We start from the raw sequence: 15,759 nt of genomic DNA, 5'->3' as shown, positions 1-15,759 counted from the left end.
CCAAATCTGGGGCATTCTTGATGCTATGAATACGAGCATTCATCCAGTAGTTTTGATCGGCGGCGGTCCGGGTGCGTGGGATCTCGTCACCGTCCGCGGCATGCATGCGCTGCAGGACGCTGAGGTTATCTTGGCGGACCACTTGGGGCCAAGCGCCGAATTGGACAAACTATGCGATGTTTCCACCAAGGAGATCGTGGACGTATCGAAGCTGCCGTACGGTAAGCAGGTAGCGCAGTCCAAGATCAATGAGATGCTCGTGGAGTACGCTCTGGCTGGCAAGAAGGTAGTCCGTCTTAAGGGCGGTGACCCATACGTGTTCGGCCGCGGTTATGAGGAACTAGAGGAATTAGCTACGCACGGCATTGCTTGTGAAGTCATCCCCGGCGTGACTTCTGGTGTAGCGGTCCCAGCGCTCGCTGGTGTACCTATTACCCTCCGCGGAGTTGTCCATAACTTCAGCATCATCTCCGGCCATCTGCCACCAGGGCATCCAAAATCACTCAATGACTTTGATGCCCTAGCTAAAACCGGAGGAACCCTTGCCGTGATCATGGGTGTGAAGAATGCTGGGGCGATCGCTGCTGCCCTCATCGAGGGCGGATTGGCAGATTCGACGCCGGTCGCGGTGATCCAGGAAGGCACCATGGAAGGAGAGCGCCACTTCCGGTGCGACCTCGGATCCCTTGGAGAATCGATGGTTGCGTGGGAGGTTAAGCCCCCAGCTGTGTACGTGATTGGCCAGGTTGCGGGTGTCCACGAATGAGCCTTTAGTGCAGAAGTGATCCTCGGGCTTGGGGTTGATGGACAAGGATGTTTTTGGTTGCTCACGGGTTTCGAGGTCTAGAACTGCTGCGAAGTTAAACCAATAACATGCGATTAGCGCCGCCGGAATATCCGGTGGCGCCTTAGGTATCCCAAGCAACGTTGCGTTCCTTATACAACCAATATGAGTTCGCGGGCTTTAGAACCTGACTGCTCCTCAATGGTGAATCCCAACTCACGGGCGAGGTCAATGAGCTCCTGCTTAGAGGTTGGTTCGACATCTGCGCTGGCAAGTTCGCGGGCGAGAACGCCCTTGTAGTGCTTGTTAAAGTGGCTGACTACCTTGCGGGAGCCGTCGGGCTGGACAGACTCCACGCGCACCGTGATGGCGTCCTTAACCTTGCCCAGCTGCTGGTAAGCGCCGGAGCGCAAGTCCACAATCAAGGTGTTCTCGTTCTCTAAAGCCTTCGTGACTTCCTTGCCGTAGCGAGACTTCAGCGTCGGCGCTTCCTTGGGGTCCTGGCCTTTGTGCGGCAATTTGCTGCCACCGGACAGGCGGTAAAAAGGGATCATGTCATTGGCCTTAACCACGCCGAATAGAGCGGAGCCAATGGCGATCTTGTTTTTAGCTTCGTTGCTGAGGGTTTCGGCCTGGAGGGCGTCGTAAAGGACACCGGTGTAGCGGAAGATCGCGGGCATGGTGGGGGAGGAGAAAACCTGGGTGTTCTCTACGGCCTGATCAATGAGCTTCTCTGAGATTTTGAGTACGTTGAGTGCCTCCTCGGGGGCCAGAGCGGCGAGGTCAGTGGCTATTTCCGTACGCACCTCGGTGAGGTTGGGGAAGGACAGGGAGCTGAAATCGAGGGCGGGGCCGTCGCCGTTAGGTGCTTTTGTCTCTGAAGGCGGCAAAACAATGATCATGTGTTACAGGTTAGCGCGCCAATTAAGGGTAATATGGCTTTCCATGATTACACGCCTATCTCATCTCTTCCTTCGCACCCTGCGCGAAGACCCAGCAGACGCAGAAGTACCAAGCCATAAGCTGCTGGTGCGCGCCGGATACATCCGCCGCGCCGCACCCGGCGTTTACACCTGGCTGCCACTGGGCCTGCGCACACTGAACAAGATCGAAAATGTTGTTCGTGAAGAAATGAACGCCATCGGCGCACAAGAACTGCTGTTCCCAGCACTGCTGCCACGCGAGGCGTACGAAGCAACCAATCGCTGGACCGAATACGGCGACAACCTGTTCCGCCTGAAGGACCGCAAGGGTGCTGACATGCTGCTCGGCCCAACTCACGAAGAAATGTTCGCCGGCGCGGTGAAGGACCTGTACTCCTCGTACAAGGACTTCCCAGTTACCCTGTACCAGATCCAGACCAAGTACCGCGACGAGGAGCGCCCACGTGCAGGTATCCTACGCGGCCGTGAGTTCGTGATGAAGGATTCTTACTCCTTCGACATGACCGATGAGGGTTTGGAAGAGTCCTACCAGGCGCACCGCGGCGCGTACCAGCGAATCTTCGACCGTCTGGGCGTCAAGTACGCCATCTGTGCGGCAACGTCCGGCGCAATGGGTGGCTCCGCGTCCGAGGAATTTTTGGCTATTTCCCCTAATGGTGAGGACACCTTCGTCTCTGCCACTGAGGGCTCCTATGCCGCAAATGTTGAGGCAGTAGTTACCCAGCCTGGCGAGGTCCGCTCCATTGAGGGCCTGCCAGAGGCAGTGGAGCACGACACCCCAGCGTCCGAAACCATTGCTGCATTGGTGGACTGGGCGAATTCTGCCGGCGTTACTATTGACGGCGCTGCTGTTAGCGCCGCCGATACCCTGAAGTGCATCGTGGTCAAGGTTAAGGAGCCAGGCGCTGAGGAATGGGAGCTGACCGGTATTCTGATCCCAGGTGACCGCGAAGTAGACATGAAGCGCCTTGAGGCCTCCCTCGAGCCAGCTGAGGTTGAGCTGGCAGTGGAGGCTGACTTCGCCGCTAACCCATTCCTGGTCAAGGGCTATGTTGGCCCACGAGGTCTCGCTGCAAACGGCGTCCGTGTACTGGCTGACCCTCGCGTATCCGAGGGATCTTCGTGGATCACCGGCGCTGATAAGCCACAGCGCCATGTTGTTGGCCTCGTTGCCGGACGCGACTTCCACGTTGATGGCTACATCGAGGCAGCGGAGATCAAGGAGGGTGACCCAGCGCCTAACGGTCAGGGTGTGCTAACCCTCGAGCGCGGTATTGAGATCGGCCACATCTTCCAGCTTGGTCGCAAGTACACCGAGGCACTGGACGTTCAGATCTTGGACGAGAACGGAAAGCGTGCCGTCCCAACCATGGGATCCTACGGCATTGGCGTATCCCGCCTGATGGCTGTCCTCGCCGAGCAGCGTTACGACGAACAAGGTTTGAACTGGCCAAAGGAGGTTGCTCCTTTCGATGTCCACGTTGTTGTTGCAAACAAGGATTCCGAGGCTATTGCTGCCGGTGATGAACTGGTAGCGAACCTAGATTCCCTAGGAATTGACGTGCTCTTCGATGACCGCCCTAAGGTGGGGCCAGGAGTCAAGTTCAAGGATGCTGAGTTGCTCGGTATGCCAATCACTGTAGTGCTTGGCCGTGGCTTCAAGGACGGCGTCATTGAAGTCCGCGTTCGTGGCGGTGAAACCTTCAACGTTGAAGCTGCGACTGCTGCTGAAGAGGTGGCGAAGCTCGTTCGGGGTTAAGACCTAGCGCTGCCCTCTAAAGCGATGTTGCTAGTGCGACACTGCTTTTGAATGCGCCGGCCAGCCGACACCCTTGGGGTGTTAGTTGGCCGGCTTTTGCGTGCTCTGTCGCCTCCTTGAGCGCAACGGCGCGCTAATTGCTGCTCCACTTGCGAAAGTCAGTGTTCCCCAAGGCATGGGAACAAGATCCCTTATCTAGCTGTTAAAGATAGTTAGAGTTCCTATTCCGGCCATTCCACGAGAGAGTTTGTAAGTGAGTACACCCGAGAACCCTGTTTCTACCCGCGCTGGCGATGAGCAACGTGGACGGCTGTCCGGTTTCATTGGAGGCTTTGCGGGCGCTACGTTGATATTTTTGGTATCCGTACTACTCGTAGCGGGCGGAGTTATTTTCGCATTATTCAAGTGGGGTCCACTGGGCGACAAGGCTACTATTGACTCGACCACAGTGGCTGGGTCATTTGACTCCATTGCTGAGCTTTCCGCAGAAGAGTACAACTTCACCAACGTTGGTAAGTACAACGAAGAAGGCCGCGAATTCGCGGGATGGAACATTCCATTCACTGGCAAGGACTTTCTCCTCACCTATAACGGCGCCGTTAAGGCTGGCGTGAAGGATATGAGTGACATCGATGTCTCATTTGATGAGGGGGCATCTACTGTTGTCTTATCCGTGCCAAAGGTGGAAGTTACCTCAACCCGCATCGATCCGGACTCCATCACTGTCTACGATCAGTCCATGAACCCGTTCAACCAATTTGAGGTTTCTGATCTCTCCAAGTTCCTCGCCTCGGAGGAAAAAGCTGCCTCCGATAAAGCAGTGAGTTTAGGATTGCTCGATCGAGCATCTGAGCGCGTATCTGATCTGCTCACGGCTCAGGTGAGCGCATTAATAGAGGGAACGGACAAGGAAGCGTATGACGTCCGCGTGGAGTGGCAGTAAAATGTCACGTTCTTGTTTCAGGTTCTACAACGCAGGGTAGCCGCTGCCAGCGCAGGTGCTGTGAGGCGGTGTGAAGCCGTGGAATTAGTGTCAGAGATGGTCTCCTCACCACTTTCGGTGCAGTGAAGACTGCTTAACCAGAGTGTGTCTCTGCCAAGCGCAGTGTGAGTCCTCGTTGGCAGCGTCCTCATGGCGGGCGTGAAGTTAGGCAGGGTACCTCAGAGGCGATTCTCCTTAGTAGCTCGGCCAGGGCCGGAGCGTTGGCCACAGGTAATTTCAAATCAAAGATGAAATGCTGGGGCATTGTGGTGGGTCAGTGTAGCACCGTGCAGCTAGACAAGCCTGCCAGGCTGGGGTCGGCTACGCGTCCACGTTTTGGCGTCCCCATCTAGTTGAAATGACATGAACAGGTTACGTTCACGGACGGGGTAGAGCTAGTCATAGCAATTGCCTTGGGCTGATGAGTGCTCGTGCTACGCTGCGGCTGATGAGCAGATCCACGTGGTGTCATCTTTGCCTTAATTGCTGTCAGTTTCGTTTGTGGTGGGTGCACCTAATTCTCTAGTGCAGAGTAGCCTAGTGCTAATGTTGGTGGCACATTCTCAGGGCGAGGTGAAATTCCTCACCGGCGGTGAAACTCCTATGGTGGAGGCGAGTCCGCGAGCGCCTGCATTATCTTTCGCAGGGACAGCAGATACCGGTTAAAACCCGGAACCGACGGTCATAGTCCGGATGATAGAGAAAGGTTCACGCAGGAGTGGAAACTATTACTTCCGTGCTGGGCAGCTTTCTGACTGCTCAGCTCACTATCGGTGGCGTACCAATTCTGGTCCGCGAAATTGTTGGCAATCTCTTTGGGTTGGCTAGTGCCTACTTTGGTCTCAAACGCATGGTGTGGGCATGGCCTATCGGGATCATCGGCAACGCACTCCTTCTCACTGTCTTCCTTGGCGGTGTCTTTAATACCCCGCAAAACCTAGATCTTTACGGTCAGGCGGGGCGCCAGGTCATGTTCATGACTGTGTCCATGTACGGCTGGGTTAAGTGGGCGCAACACTCGCGTGCTGGAACAGATGCGTCGGGCGCTGCCGTGGAACCGCGCTGGGCTACTGGTCGCGAGCGGTTGTTGCTTGTGGTCGTCGCCGTTGTAGGGACGATTGCGTGTGCGTTCATTTTTAAAGCGCTCGGCTCGTGGGGCCCGTGGGCAGACGCGTGGATCTTCACCGGATCCCTGTTAGCAACGTGGGGCATGGCGCGCGGCTGGACCGAGTTCTGGCTCATATGGATCGCCGTGGATTTCGTAGGTGTTCCACTATTGTTCAAGGGCGGTTATTATCCTTCGGCGGCGCTTTACTTGGTCTATGGAGCGTTCGTGACGTGGGGCTTCATTACCTGGCTGCGCATTCAACGCGAGGCTCCAGCAGCGCAGGTGTTACAAGGAGCGCCTGCTAACGTGATGCTCAGCGAACAGAAAGTGCGTTCCTGGTAAGTCTCAAATTTACCGTGATCGTGCGAGGGAGTAATGAGAATGTCTCCCCGCCGATCGCGGTTTTGCCTTTCCCAGCAGTGTGGGGAACCGATGGGGCCCTGTGCCTTCTCTCTGTTGAGGCAGAATACTCCGGCTAAGAGCGGAAGGATGCCATCCTGCACGGTGTCAGCTTGTAGGCGGCAGCGTACCTTTCTTGAGTATGCGGAACGCAGTTAATTAGTTCGGAGGGGACTGCGAAGTTGCTTTTGAAACTTTGGCTACTTGATCGAGCTCGAATTGCGATGACGGGCTCCTCGATCGTGAAAGGTGCTGGCCCTAGTTTGCGGGCACTTTCTGAGGCATCTGCAGCTTGTGCCTAGGTTTTCCCAGCGTGCCGTAGTGTGTAGCGAAGGGTGTCGATGAGCCGACCAATCCTAGGTGGCGGTGTGCTGATATCCGTATGGTCCGGTGGGGACTCAGAGAAGCTGGTCGCAAGCATTCTTCCCATTGCAGGTATTAACCGCTGCCTTACCTCACTGGGTCTTGGCTGACGCAGAGCTCTACGGGGAGCAACGGATACTGCCACGGATGGACTACCTGCACGCAGGAATTTTCTAGCTGTGCGCATCGATCCACGATGGGACACTTCACGTGTCATGTCAATATCCATCGGGTTGCGCTGACGTGTCCGAAGCAGAGCACTTCACGGAAATCCTAAAGAAACGAGGCTTCAGCTGGACACTCTGCGAGCGGCGGCACGTAAAGAGCCCAGTTCATTCACTAGGAATGAACTGGGCTCTGTTAGTTTCTACGCGTGTGTACTACACACCGAGTTCGGCGCGGCGCTTTTCTTCCTCAGACACTTTCTCCTTGGACGGGTTGCCTGGCCACCAGAACTTTTCTCCTAGTAGCTGCATAAGCGAAGGCATGAGGACGGTACGCACAACGAAGGTGTCCAGCAGGACGCCCACAAAGATGATCACACCGATCTGAGCCAGCGCGACGAGTGGAAGAATACCCAGCGCGGCGAAAACGGACGCCAACAGGATGCCTGCGGAGGTGATGACGCCACCGGTGGTAGAGAGCGCCGTGATGACGTGACCACGCATGCCGTCTTCCGGATCGGTCTTTGCCGCCTCACGGGCTCGGGTGACGAGGAAGATGTTGTAGTCAATGCCCAGAGCCACCAAGAATACGAAGGAATACAGCGGGGTGGTCTCAGCCAGGGAATCGAATCCCAGGAACTGGGTGAAGACAAACCAGCCGATACCCAGCGCTGCAAGATTGGTGGCGATCACGGTGGCTACCATGACAATAGGTGCCACAACGGCACGCAGCAGGAAGCCCAGCAGGACGGTAACGAGTACCAGAACCAGTGGGAAGATGATCATGCGGTCGTCGGCAGCAAAATCGGTTTTATCCAGCAACTCAGCGTCTGGACCGCCCACCTTCGCGTCGGTCCCCTCGAGCGCAGCGCGGAACTCTGGGGTCTCCAGTCCGGTGGCGGAAAGAACGGTGTAGCCGTCGCCTTCCCCAGCAGGGTTTACAGTAGCACCGGCTTCCTCAAGGACAGTGGTGACATTTTCCGGATCCTTGGTGATGATGTTTGCAGGTGTTGCTCCCTGGTCAGGGAAGTAACGCTCCAAATCTGCAGCCGCGGAAATGGACTCTGGAGTGTCCAGGAACTGTTCCTCCTGGCTCAGTCCGACCTTCATGCCAAGGCCGCCAAGCGAGGCGATGGCAAGAACAATGAAGGACACGATCGCAAGTACGACTGGCTTCTTGACCATGGTGTGAGCAACCTTGTCCCAGAGCTTGTGCTCAACCTTGTCACCGTAGTTGGGTTTCTGTGGCCAGAAAATCCAACGGTCGAAAGCAACAAGTGCACCAGGAAGTGCAAACAGAACGAACAGCATGGCAATAAGGACGCCGTATGCGGAAGACAAGCCTAGACCCCGAGTCGCTGGGGTTGCTGACAGCAGCAAGCAAGCAACGCCGATAGCAACGGTGAATGCAGACGCCACAACTGCATGTGCAGTTGGTTTCCAAGCTGCCGCCATGGCAGCGAAGCGGGACTTGTAGTTTGTCAACTCGTCACGGTAGCGAGAGATAAGGAGCAGGGCGTAGTTGGTGCCAGCACCAAAGACCAAAACGGACAGGATACCGGACGTGGAGTCATCCCAGCCCATCCCCAGTCCATCGAGGATGTAGGCGAAGCTGGTTGCTGCTAGACGGTCAGCAATAGCGATAACGAACAAAGGGATGAGCCACAGTACAGGGGAGCGGTAGGTCACAATGAGGAGGACCGCAACAATGCCCGCGGTCAGTGCTAGAAGGGTGAAGTTAGCGCCCTCGAACACGTTGGCTAGGTCCGCCGCAATAGCTGCAGGCCCGGTCACTTGAGTGGTGTAGTCCTGACCGAGCTCATTGGCCAGGTTTTCGCGGAGATCGTTAACGAAACCAGCGGATTCCTGCTGGCTTCCCTGATCAATTTGGACTGGAGCCAAGAACGCGTTGCCATCCTCGGACGGTATAACCGCTTTAGTGCCGGTAATTTCTTGGATGCGTGGCATGTCAGCCATGTCCACACCCTCATCGTTGGAAATGAGCACGAGAGCGAGGTTGCCGCCCTCATCTGGCATGTTCTCCATGACCTCAGCCACAGCTGCGGAGTCTGAGCCCTTTGGCAGACCGATCAGCTTGGAGCTCGGGGTGTCCAATGAGCCAATGCTCATCAGGGCTCCACCAACGATGAGCATGATGAGTGCGATCAGGCGGGAATGCTTAATCCAGCCGATCTTTTCTTCGCCCTTGTTTTCTTCATCGGGCTTCTTAGTCTTGAGGGTGCTTGATCCCACAGTGTCTGCCTTGTCGTAGATAGATAATGTGCAGTAATTACTAGGAAGTATCGCCTGCCGAAAATAGTGCTCCGCACGCAATACTAGATACAGCCATGGTGTCACAGAACAAGGTTGCACACAACCGTGAGATTGTGGGGTTTGTGGTGATCTGATCCTATTCAGTATGTGATTTCGTAAGTAACGTTGCTGCCGGTGTGGGTGTCATCGTACGGATTCAGCGGTCTTCGCTGCGTTGCCGGCAGTGACGAGGGACTGGTACCGCCAAGAAGCAGTAGTGGCGCTTGCGGCAGCGTTTTCCCAAAAAGTGCGGTCATCGGTGGCAAGTTCCCGCAGGAAAACCTCCGCTGCGGCTTGGTTGGTGGGTTGAGTGTACTGCTCTAGGGAGTAAGCGGCGTCACCGGCAGGTGGTGCCTGCACGTCGTTTAATTCCGCAGTGTGGAACGCCTCGGAGGATGAGAGGGCGGATTCCAGGGTCTCTATGCGATGCTGTCGAGTATCGATCATTGCCTGAATACGTTCACGGGTGGGCTGATCCGCAAAAGAAACGGCAACGCCTAGACCATATTTGGCCGCAAGCTCATGTTCTAAGGCCTTGGTGGCGAACTCGGCATCCTTGAGAAGATCTTCTTTTGATGCCTCGGTGTTTGTAGCTTCCGAGAGGTCTGCGGCGTGGATGGGCGGAATCGCGTGACCCGTCGCAGCTAAGTTGGTGAACAGTGGAACTACCACGCCCATTGACTCCTGTGGGACAGTGGCAATGCTATCGAGAATGAACTGTGCCGGGTTAGCGCCCGGAGGGGCGACGCCCTCCTGGCTGGTCAATGGATCGCGGCATGATTCTGGTGTGGTGCCGTCGTCAAGCTTGCCACACAGGCGATAGATCTCATTCTCAATTGCCGTGGCGTCTTCGGTGCGCCCGTCGGCGGTGGCGGAACGCAAAAGTGAGACGAGTGTGGGGTCAGGCTCCGGCGTTGCACGTAGGCTGCAGCCACCCAAGGCGAAGGTTACTGTAAGGAGAGCGGGCAGAATCACGGAGCGAGAGATAGTCACGGTGAAGCATTCTATACCTGAAAATGGGTAGGATGTTCCCATGGCATTTCCAACTGAAGAACAACTGACCGACGCAGTGGACGAAATTCTCGGCCACTACGGGCTTGACTTAGAAGGCATAAAGATTTCTCGTGCGGGTAAGAAATCTGTTGTCGCTATCTCCGTGGACTGTGATAGTCACGTGAACTCAGATACGTTGGAGAAGCTCTCAGGCGATTTGTCGAAGCACTTTGATGAGCTAGAGGATGCCGGCACCCTCAACTTTGGCCCGGGTTACACCCTCGAGGTGGGAACCCCTGGTGTGGATCTTCCGCTGACGCAGCCACGTCACTGGCGCCGCAACGCTGGCCGCTTGGTGGCCGTGCGCGATGAGGTGGGCAAGAAGAGCATTTGGCGTGTGGGATCGCTCGATGGGGCACAGGAAAATGTGATCTTGATCGGCAAAGAGGGTAAAAAGCAGGTGGTTCAGCCTGTATCACTGGAAAAAGTGTCTGGCGCCGTGGTAGAAATTGAATTCGCAAAAGCACCGGCAGTAGAGGCTGATCTCGCTGCCATGTCGTACGAAGAAGCCGTGGAATACGGCGAGAGGATCAAATAAGTGAATATCGACGTCCATGCACTCAAGGCGATTGAAGAGCAGGCAGGTATTGAGGTAGAAGACCTCTTGGGCACCATTGCAAATGCTCTGCTGTATGCCTACCTCGATTACAAGGAAAACCCAAAGTCTGAGGGCCGCAAGTCCCGCGTCGATATTGATGCGAACACTGGTGAAGTGACCGTCATTGTTTCCGAACTCGATGAGGACGGCAACGTCACTTCTGAATACGATGACACCCCAGAAAACTTCTCCCGCGTAGGCGCGTCCGCTGTACGCGACGCAATCGTGCGTCGTATGCGCGAGCAGTCCACTTCCCAAGCGTATGACTCCTACTCTCAGTACGAGGGCACTGTTGTGTCCGGTCTGGTGCAGGCAGATGCGCAGGCGAATGCGCGCGGAATTGTAGTTGTTCACCTGGGCACGGAAATCGAGGGCCAAGACGGCATCCTCCTGCCAGCAGAGCAGATCCCAGGAGAGAAGCTCGTCCACGGTGATCGTGTGAAGACCTACGTGGTGGGAGTGAACCGTAACAACCCTCGCCAGCTACAGATCAATTTGTCACGCACCCATCCAGAACTGGTCCGCCGCCTATTCGAGCTGGAAGTCCCAGAGGTTGCGGACGGCTCTGTTGAAATCGTGTCCATCGCCCGTGAGGCTGGCCACCGCTCTAAGATCGCGGTGCGCGCTACCAAGAAGTCTGTTAATGCAAAGGGCGCGTGCATCGGACCGCGCGGTCAGCGAGTGAACAACGTCATGTCTGCGCTTGGTGGTGAGAAGATCGACATCATTGATTACTCTGAGGACCCTGCAGTCTACGTAGGTAACGCACTAGCTCCCTCCAAGGTCGTTCACGTTGAGGTGATCAGCGAGGAGGAACAGACAGCACGTGTCACCGTTCCGGACTACCAGCTTTCCTTGGCAATTGGTAAGGAGGGCCAGAATGCCCGACTTGCTGCCCGCCTCACCGGCTGGAAGATCGACATCCGTTCCGATTCCGCAGCAGATTAAGCTGCGTCATTAATTGAAAGGCCTAGTTCTGAGGGGACTAGGCCTTTTAGTGTTGGTTGCCGTTTCTAGCTTTAGTGACCTCAATGGCGCTCCAAGTTCCTAGGCCGGTTAGAAAGTTACTCTGCGCGGCCGGTTTTTTACCCCGATGCGTGTTCGAGTCCGAAAGTGGATAAAACGGCAGCATGTAGCGTACACTGGGTCAGTGGCCTAAGAGCTAGGAATTTTAAGCTGCCTACGTCACTCGATCGTTGCGGGATGGTGGCGCTTAATTTTTGGTTCGAGGTGATCGTGCGGGGCTTGAGAAGCTCAGCGATGGAACTAATACGTCGATGTGGAAAGCATGGGTGGAAACATCAAGCGAGTTAGCAGCAGCTCATCCGTTTGTGGCCCGAGCGAACCAATTCGTACCTCCATCGCGACGGGCAAGAAGTACCCACAATCACAGCTTTTGCGCGTGGTTGTCTGCCAAGACGATCCCGCGATAATCCTGCCGGACCCGCAGCGCAGGCTGCCTGGGCGTGGCGCTTGGATTGAACCGAATATTTCCAGCCTTGAGCTAGCAGTGCAGCGTCGAGCTTTTGTGCGTGCGCTGCGCAGGGTGTCCACGCCAGTGGATACAGGTCAAGTACGCAAGTACCTAGAGGAGCTGTCCTTCAAGGAGGAGAGCTAGTCATCATGACCCCGATAATTATAAGGAAGACTACAACACTGATGAGCACACGATGAAGCAGCATCAGCGATGAACGTCAAGTACATCTTGGCGGAGAAGTCGAACTACTGAAGCGCTCGGGCTTTCTGGGCGCGATCAGCGTTCGAACTTTATCTCCGCTTGAAACATATAGGAGAAAAGTGCCCGGAAAGCTACGTGTACATGAGCTCGCTAAGCAGCTTGGTGTAACCAGCAAGGAACTACTCGCTACCCTCAAGGAGCAGGGTGAGTTCGTCAAGACCGCATCGTCTACCATTGAACCTCCAGTGGTCAAGAAGATGAAGGCGCACTATGAGTCCATCGGCGGTGGCGAGAAGCCAGCCGAGAAGGACGAGAAGAAGACTTCCGCAGCGGACACAAAGAAGCCAGCTGCTAAGCCAGCAGCGCCTAAGCCTGCTGCAAAGCCGGCTGCGCCAAAACCTGGAGCTGCGCAAAAGGCCAAGCCAGCAGCGCCAAAGCCACAAGCTGCTAAGCCGACCCCAGGGGCGGCTAAGCCAGCAGCCCCAACGTTTGCTAAGCCTGGTGAGGCAGCAAAGCCTGCTGCGCCAAAGCCACAGGCTGCAAAGCCTCAGGCAGGCGAAGGCGCAAAGCCAGCTGCACCAACTCCAGGTGCTATGCCACGCCCACAAGCCCGCCCAGGTGCGAAGCCAGGTGGCCGCCCACGCGTGGCAAATAACCCATTCTCCACCGGCGGCGGTGAGCGCACTCCTCGCCCAGGTGGTGGCCCACGACCAGGCGGACGTCCTGGCGGACAGGGACAAGGCGGCGAAGGCCGAGGTCCACGCCCAGGCGGACGCGGTGGCGCAGGCCGTCCAGGAGCACGTCCAGGTGATAACGGCCAAGGTCGCGGACCACGCCCAGGTCAAGGCCAGGGTGGACAGCGTCAGGATCGTGGCGCCCAGGGTGGACAAGCGCGTCAGGATGGCGGGCGTCGTCCAAGCCCAGCGATGATGCCTAACCACCCAAGCCCAGGCCAGATGCCTTCCCGTTCCGCGGGCGGCCCTGGTGGCGGCCGCGGACGTGGCAACGGTGGCGCAAATGGCGGAGGCCCAGGTGGCTTCGGCGGCGGTCGCCCAGGTGGCGGCGGTGGCCGTGGCGGACGTCGTGGTGGCACCGCTGGTGCTTTCGGTCGCCCAGGTGGCGCGCCACGCAAGGGGCGTAAGTCGAAGCGCCAGAAGCGCAACGAGTACGAGGCAATGCAGGCACCTAACGTCGTCGGCGGCGTACGTCTGCCAGATGGCAAGGGTGCAACCGTTCGCCTCGCTCAGGGAGCGTCTCTGTCCGACTTCGCTGAGAAGATCGGCGCAGATGCAGCAGCGTTGGTTCAGGCACTCTTCAACTTGGGTGAGATGGTTACCGCAACGGCTTCCGTAAGCGCGGAGACCCTCGAGCTACTGGGCGACGAGATGAACTACAAGGTCGAGGTCGTCTCTCCTGAGGACGAGGATCGCGAGCTGCTTGAGTCCTTCGATCTGCAATTCGGCGACGATGAGGGCGGCGAGGAAGAACTTGCTGCGCGTCCTCCAGTTGTTACCGTCATGGGTCACGTTGACCACGGTAAGACCCGACTGCTCGATACCATCCGAAAGACCAACGTTGGTTCCGATGAGGCTGGCGGCATTACGCAGGGCATCGGTGCCTACCAGGTTGAGGTGGAGCATGAGGGCGAGCACCGCAAGATCACGTTCCTGGATACCCCAGGCCACGAGGCCTTCACCGCAATGCGTGCACGTGGTGCTAAGTCAACGGACATCGCAGTTCTGGTTGTTGCCGCAGATGACGGCGTTATGCCACAGACAGTTGAGGCAATCAACCACGCTAAGGCCGCAGACGTGCCAATCGTGGTTGCCGTGAACAAGATTGATAAGCCAGGTGCATCCCCTGAGAAGATCCGTGGTCAGCTCACCGAGTACGGCCTCGTTCCTGAGGAATATGGCGGCGAGGACCTCTTTGTTGACATCTCTGCTAAGCAGGGCATCAACATTGAGGGCCTGCTCGAGGCAGTTCTGCTGACCGCAGATGCTTCCTTGGACCTGCGTGCGAACCCAGATATGGACGCACAGGGTGTTGCTATTGAGGCTCATCTTGACCGTGGTCGAGGCCCAGTGGCTACCGTTATCGTTCAACGCGGTACTCTGCGTGTTGGCGATTCCGTTGTTGCCGGTGACGCATACGGACGTGTGCGCCGCATGGTCGACGAGTGGGGCAATGACGTGGAAGAAGCGGGCCCATCCCGCCCAGTCCAGATGCAGGGCCTGAACGGCGTACCTGGTGCAGGTGACAACTTGCTCGTGGTTGAAGATGACCGCGTGGCTCGTCAGATCGCTAACCAGCGCAACGCTCGTAAGCGCAATGCACTGGCCGCCAAGACCCGCAAGCGCGTATCCCTCGAGGACCTGGATTCTGTGCTCAAGGAAACTTCTACCTTGAACCTGATCCTGAAGGGCGACAATGCTGGTTCCGTGGAAGCACTGGAAGAAGCTCTGCTGAAGATCGAGGTTGATGATGAAGTAGAGCTCAACATCATCGATCGCGGTGTAGGTGCTGTCACCCAGACCAACGTTTCCCTCGCGGCTGCATCTGACGCAGTTATCATCGCGTTCAACGTTCGTGCCGAGGGTAAGGCCACCGAGGAGGCTAACGCTGAGGGCGTAGACGTTCGCTACTACACCGTCATCTACCGTGCCCTCGAAGATGTGGAGCAGGCTCTCAAGGGCATGCTCAAGCCAATCTACGAGGAGCGAGAAGTTGGCCGTGCAGAGATTCGTGCGATCTTCAAGGCTTCCGCTGTTGGCCTGATCGCAGGTTGCATGGTGGAGACCGGTAAGGTTCGTCGCAATGCAACCGTCCGACTGTTGCGCGATGGCTCTGTGGTCACAGACAAGGCGACCATCGATTCTCTCCGTCGTGAGAAGGACGATGTTACTGAGGTATCTGCTGGTTACGAATGCGGTATGGTGCTGTCTTACCCTGACATTCAGGTAGGTGACATCATCGAGGTATTCGAGCAGGTTGAGGTTCCTCGCGATTAGGATCTGCATCCGCAGTTTAAGGTGCTACCGCGCTCAGTGAGGCCATGGTAGCTGCTAAACCCGGCTTCTGCCCCGGATAGGGGAGTAGCCGGGTTTTCTGTATCATTACCAGTGTTAGTTTTTAGTGAGATTAAAGGGGAAAAATGTCTGACAAAGCACGCGCAGGCCGCCTAGCAAAGCGCATTCAGCAGATCGTCGCGTCTGCAATTGAGCTACAGATCAAGGATCGTCGCTTGGAGTACGTGACAATTACAGATACCCGCCTGACAGGTGATCTCCACGATGCCACGGTGTACTACACCGTGCGTGGCAAGAACATTAATGAAGATCCGGACTTAGAAGCCGCTGCGGAGGCTTTGCATCGTGCCAAGGGCCAGCTGCGCAAGATTGTTGGAGATCAGCTTAATGTGCGTTTTACCCCCACGCTTGCCTTTGAGTACGACTCCGTCCCAGAAGCCTCCGCGCACATGGAGGATCTTCTAGCACGCGCCCGCGCTCGCGATGAGGAATTAGCCAAGATGCGTGAAGGCGCACAACCAGTGGGAGACCCTAATCCTTACAAGACGGTTGAAGAGGACTAGTCCCTCTCAGTCGAAACAGCAT

At 56.6% G+C, this 15,759-nt stretch carries 14 protein-coding genes and 1 riboswitch; of the genes, 11 read left to right on the top strand and 3 right to left on the bottom strand.

Translation table 11 applies throughout. The annotated features are described in order from the left end of the window. Positions 1-25 precede the first annotated feature (25 nt). On the top strand, positions 26-766 hold the full coding sequence (gene cobA / locus ACXM2N_RS07350) for a uroporphyrinogen-III C-methyltransferase (protein WP_458487360.1): 741 nt from the start codon (positions 26-28) through the stop codon (positions 764-766). 170 nt (positions 767-936) lie between these two features. Here the strand turns inward: cobA and yaaA are convergent, their stop codons facing one another. Continuing rightward, positions 937-1,686, bottom strand: coding sequence for a peroxide stress protein YaaA (yaaA, locus tag ACXM2N_RS07345; protein ID WP_458487358.1), 750 nt, complete (start codon positions 1,684-1,686; stop codon positions 937-939). 43 nt (positions 1,687-1,729) lie between these two features. Between yaaA and ACXM2N_RS07340 the strand changes: the two genes are divergently transcribed. From ACXM2N_RS07340 to ACXM2N_RS07320, 5 genes are all read left to right on the top strand, one after another. After that, on the top strand, positions 1,730-3,487 hold the full coding sequence (locus ACXM2N_RS07340; protein ID WP_458487356.1) for a proline--tRNA ligase: 1,758 nt from the start codon (positions 1,730-1,732) through the stop codon (positions 3,485-3,487). Between the two features lie 253 nt (positions 3,488-3,740). Then, positions 3,741-4,430, top strand: a complete 690-nt coding sequence (locus ACXM2N_RS07335) for a DUF4230 domain-containing protein (protein WP_458487354.1) — start codon at positions 3,741-3,743, stop codon at positions 4,428-4,430. Positions 4,431-5,024: 594 nt separating this feature from the next. Further along, positions 5,025-5,178: riboswitch (FMN riboswitch) on the top strand. Then, positions 5,163-5,297, top strand: coding sequence for a hypothetical protein (locus ACXM2N_RS07330; RefSeq protein ID WP_458487352.1), 135 nt, complete (start codon positions 5,163-5,165; stop codon positions 5,295-5,297). Its footprint overlaps the riboswitch before it by 16 nt. Continuing rightward, positions 5,239-5,919: a nicotinamide riboside transporter PnuC gene (pnuC, locus tag ACXM2N_RS07325; RefSeq protein WP_458491066.1), complete on the top strand. Its 681-nt coding sequence runs from the start codon at positions 5,239-5,241 to the stop codon at positions 5,917-5,919. Before ACXM2N_RS07330 ends, pnuC begins: the two co-directional genes overlap by 59 nt. A 398-nt stretch (positions 5,920-6,317) precedes the next feature. Then, the gene (locus ACXM2N_RS07320) at positions 6,318-6,449 is read left to right on the top strand and encodes a hypothetical protein (RefSeq protein WP_458487350.1); all 132 of its coding nucleotides are present in this window, start codon (positions 6,318-6,320) and stop codon (positions 6,447-6,449) included. Positions 6,450-6,719: 270 nt separating this feature from the next. Here the strand turns inward: ACXM2N_RS07320 and ACXM2N_RS07315 are convergent, their stop codons facing one another. Together ACXM2N_RS07315 and ACXM2N_RS07310 are read right to left on the bottom strand one after the other, a co-directional pair. Continuing rightward, positions 6,720-8,756 carry an MMPL family transporter gene (locus ACXM2N_RS07315; RefSeq protein ID WP_458487348.1) on the bottom strand — a complete coding sequence of 679 codons (2,037 nt, stop codon included), beginning with the start codon at positions 8,754-8,756 and terminating at the stop codon, positions 6,720-6,722. A gap of 204 nt (positions 8,757-8,960) precedes the next feature. Continuing rightward, positions 8,961-9,809 carry a hypothetical protein gene (locus tag ACXM2N_RS07310; protein ID WP_458487346.1) on the bottom strand — a complete coding sequence of 283 codons (849 nt, stop codon included), beginning with the start codon at positions 9,807-9,809 and terminating at the stop codon, positions 8,961-8,963. Between the two features lie 40 nt (positions 9,810-9,849). Here ACXM2N_RS07310 and rimP point away from each other — a divergent pair, with 40 nt between their 5' ends. From rimP to rbfA, 5 genes are all read left to right on the top strand, one after another. Continuing rightward, the gene (rimP, locus tag ACXM2N_RS07305) at positions 9,850-10,407 is read left to right on the top strand and encodes a ribosome maturation factor RimP (protein WP_458487344.1); all 558 of its coding nucleotides are present in this window, start codon (positions 9,850-9,852) and stop codon (positions 10,405-10,407) included. Beyond that, on the top strand, positions 10,408-11,415 hold the full coding sequence (gene nusA, locus ACXM2N_RS07300) for a transcription termination factor NusA (RefSeq protein ID WP_458487342.1): 1,008 nt from the start codon (positions 10,408-10,410) through the stop codon (positions 11,413-11,415). A 340-nt stretch (positions 11,416-11,755) separates the two neighbouring features. After that, complete coding sequence (locus ACXM2N_RS07295; RefSeq protein ID WP_458487340.1) at positions 11,756-12,085, top strand: YlxR family protein; 330 nt, start codon at positions 11,756-11,758, stop codon at positions 12,083-12,085. Between the two features lie 179 nt (positions 12,086-12,264). Then, the gene (gene infB, locus ACXM2N_RS07290) at positions 12,265-15,156 is read left to right on the top strand and encodes a translation initiation factor IF-2 (protein ID WP_458487338.1); all 2,892 of its coding nucleotides are present in this window, start codon (positions 12,265-12,267) and stop codon (positions 15,154-15,156) included. A gap of 143 nt (positions 15,157-15,299) precedes the next feature. Beyond that, complete coding sequence (rbfA, locus tag ACXM2N_RS07285; RefSeq protein ID WP_458487336.1) at positions 15,300-15,737, top strand: 30S ribosome-binding factor RbfA; 438 nt, start codon at positions 15,300-15,302, stop codon at positions 15,735-15,737. The last annotated feature ends 22 nt before the right edge of the window (positions 15,738-15,759 follow it).

The organism is Corynebacterium sp. ZY180755 (genome assembly GCF_054331495.1).
The sequence above is the reverse complement of the archived record's forward strand: the minus strand, read 5'-3'. Positions and strand labels throughout refer to the sequence as shown.

What these genes read in the sequence shown, in the direction of transcription:
- cobA (WP_458487360.1), top strand. Translation starts at nt 26, where the DNA reads ATGAATACGAGCATTCATCCAGTAGTTTTGATCGGCGGCGGTCCGGGT.
- yaaA (WP_458487358.1), bottom strand. Translation starts at nt 1,686, where the DNA reads ATGATCATTGTTTTGCCGCCTTCAGAGACAAAAGCACCTAACGGCGAC.
- ACXM2N_RS07340 (WP_458487356.1), top strand. Translation starts at nt 1,730, where the DNA reads ATGATTACACGCCTATCTCATCTCTTCCTTCGCACCCTGCGCGAAGAC.
- ACXM2N_RS07330 (WP_458487352.1), top strand. Translation starts at nt 5,163, where the DNA reads ATGATAGAGAAAGGTTCACGCAGGAGTGGAAACTATTACTTCCGTGCT.
- ACXM2N_RS07320 (WP_458487350.1), top strand. Translation starts at nt 6,318, where the DNA reads ATGAGCCGACCAATCCTAGGTGGCGGTGTGCTGATATCCGTATGGTCC.
- rimP (WP_458487344.1), top strand. Translation starts at nt 9,850, where the DNA reads ATGGCATTTCCAACTGAAGAACAACTGACCGACGCAGTGGACGAAATT.
- ACXM2N_RS07295 (WP_458487340.1), top strand. Translation starts at nt 11,756, where the DNA reads ATGGGTGGAAACATCAAGCGAGTTAGCAGCAGCTCATCCGTTTGTGGC.
- rbfA (WP_458487336.1), top strand. Translation starts at nt 15,300, where the DNA reads ATGTCTGACAAAGCACGCGCAGGCCGCCTAGCAAAGCGCATTCAGCAG.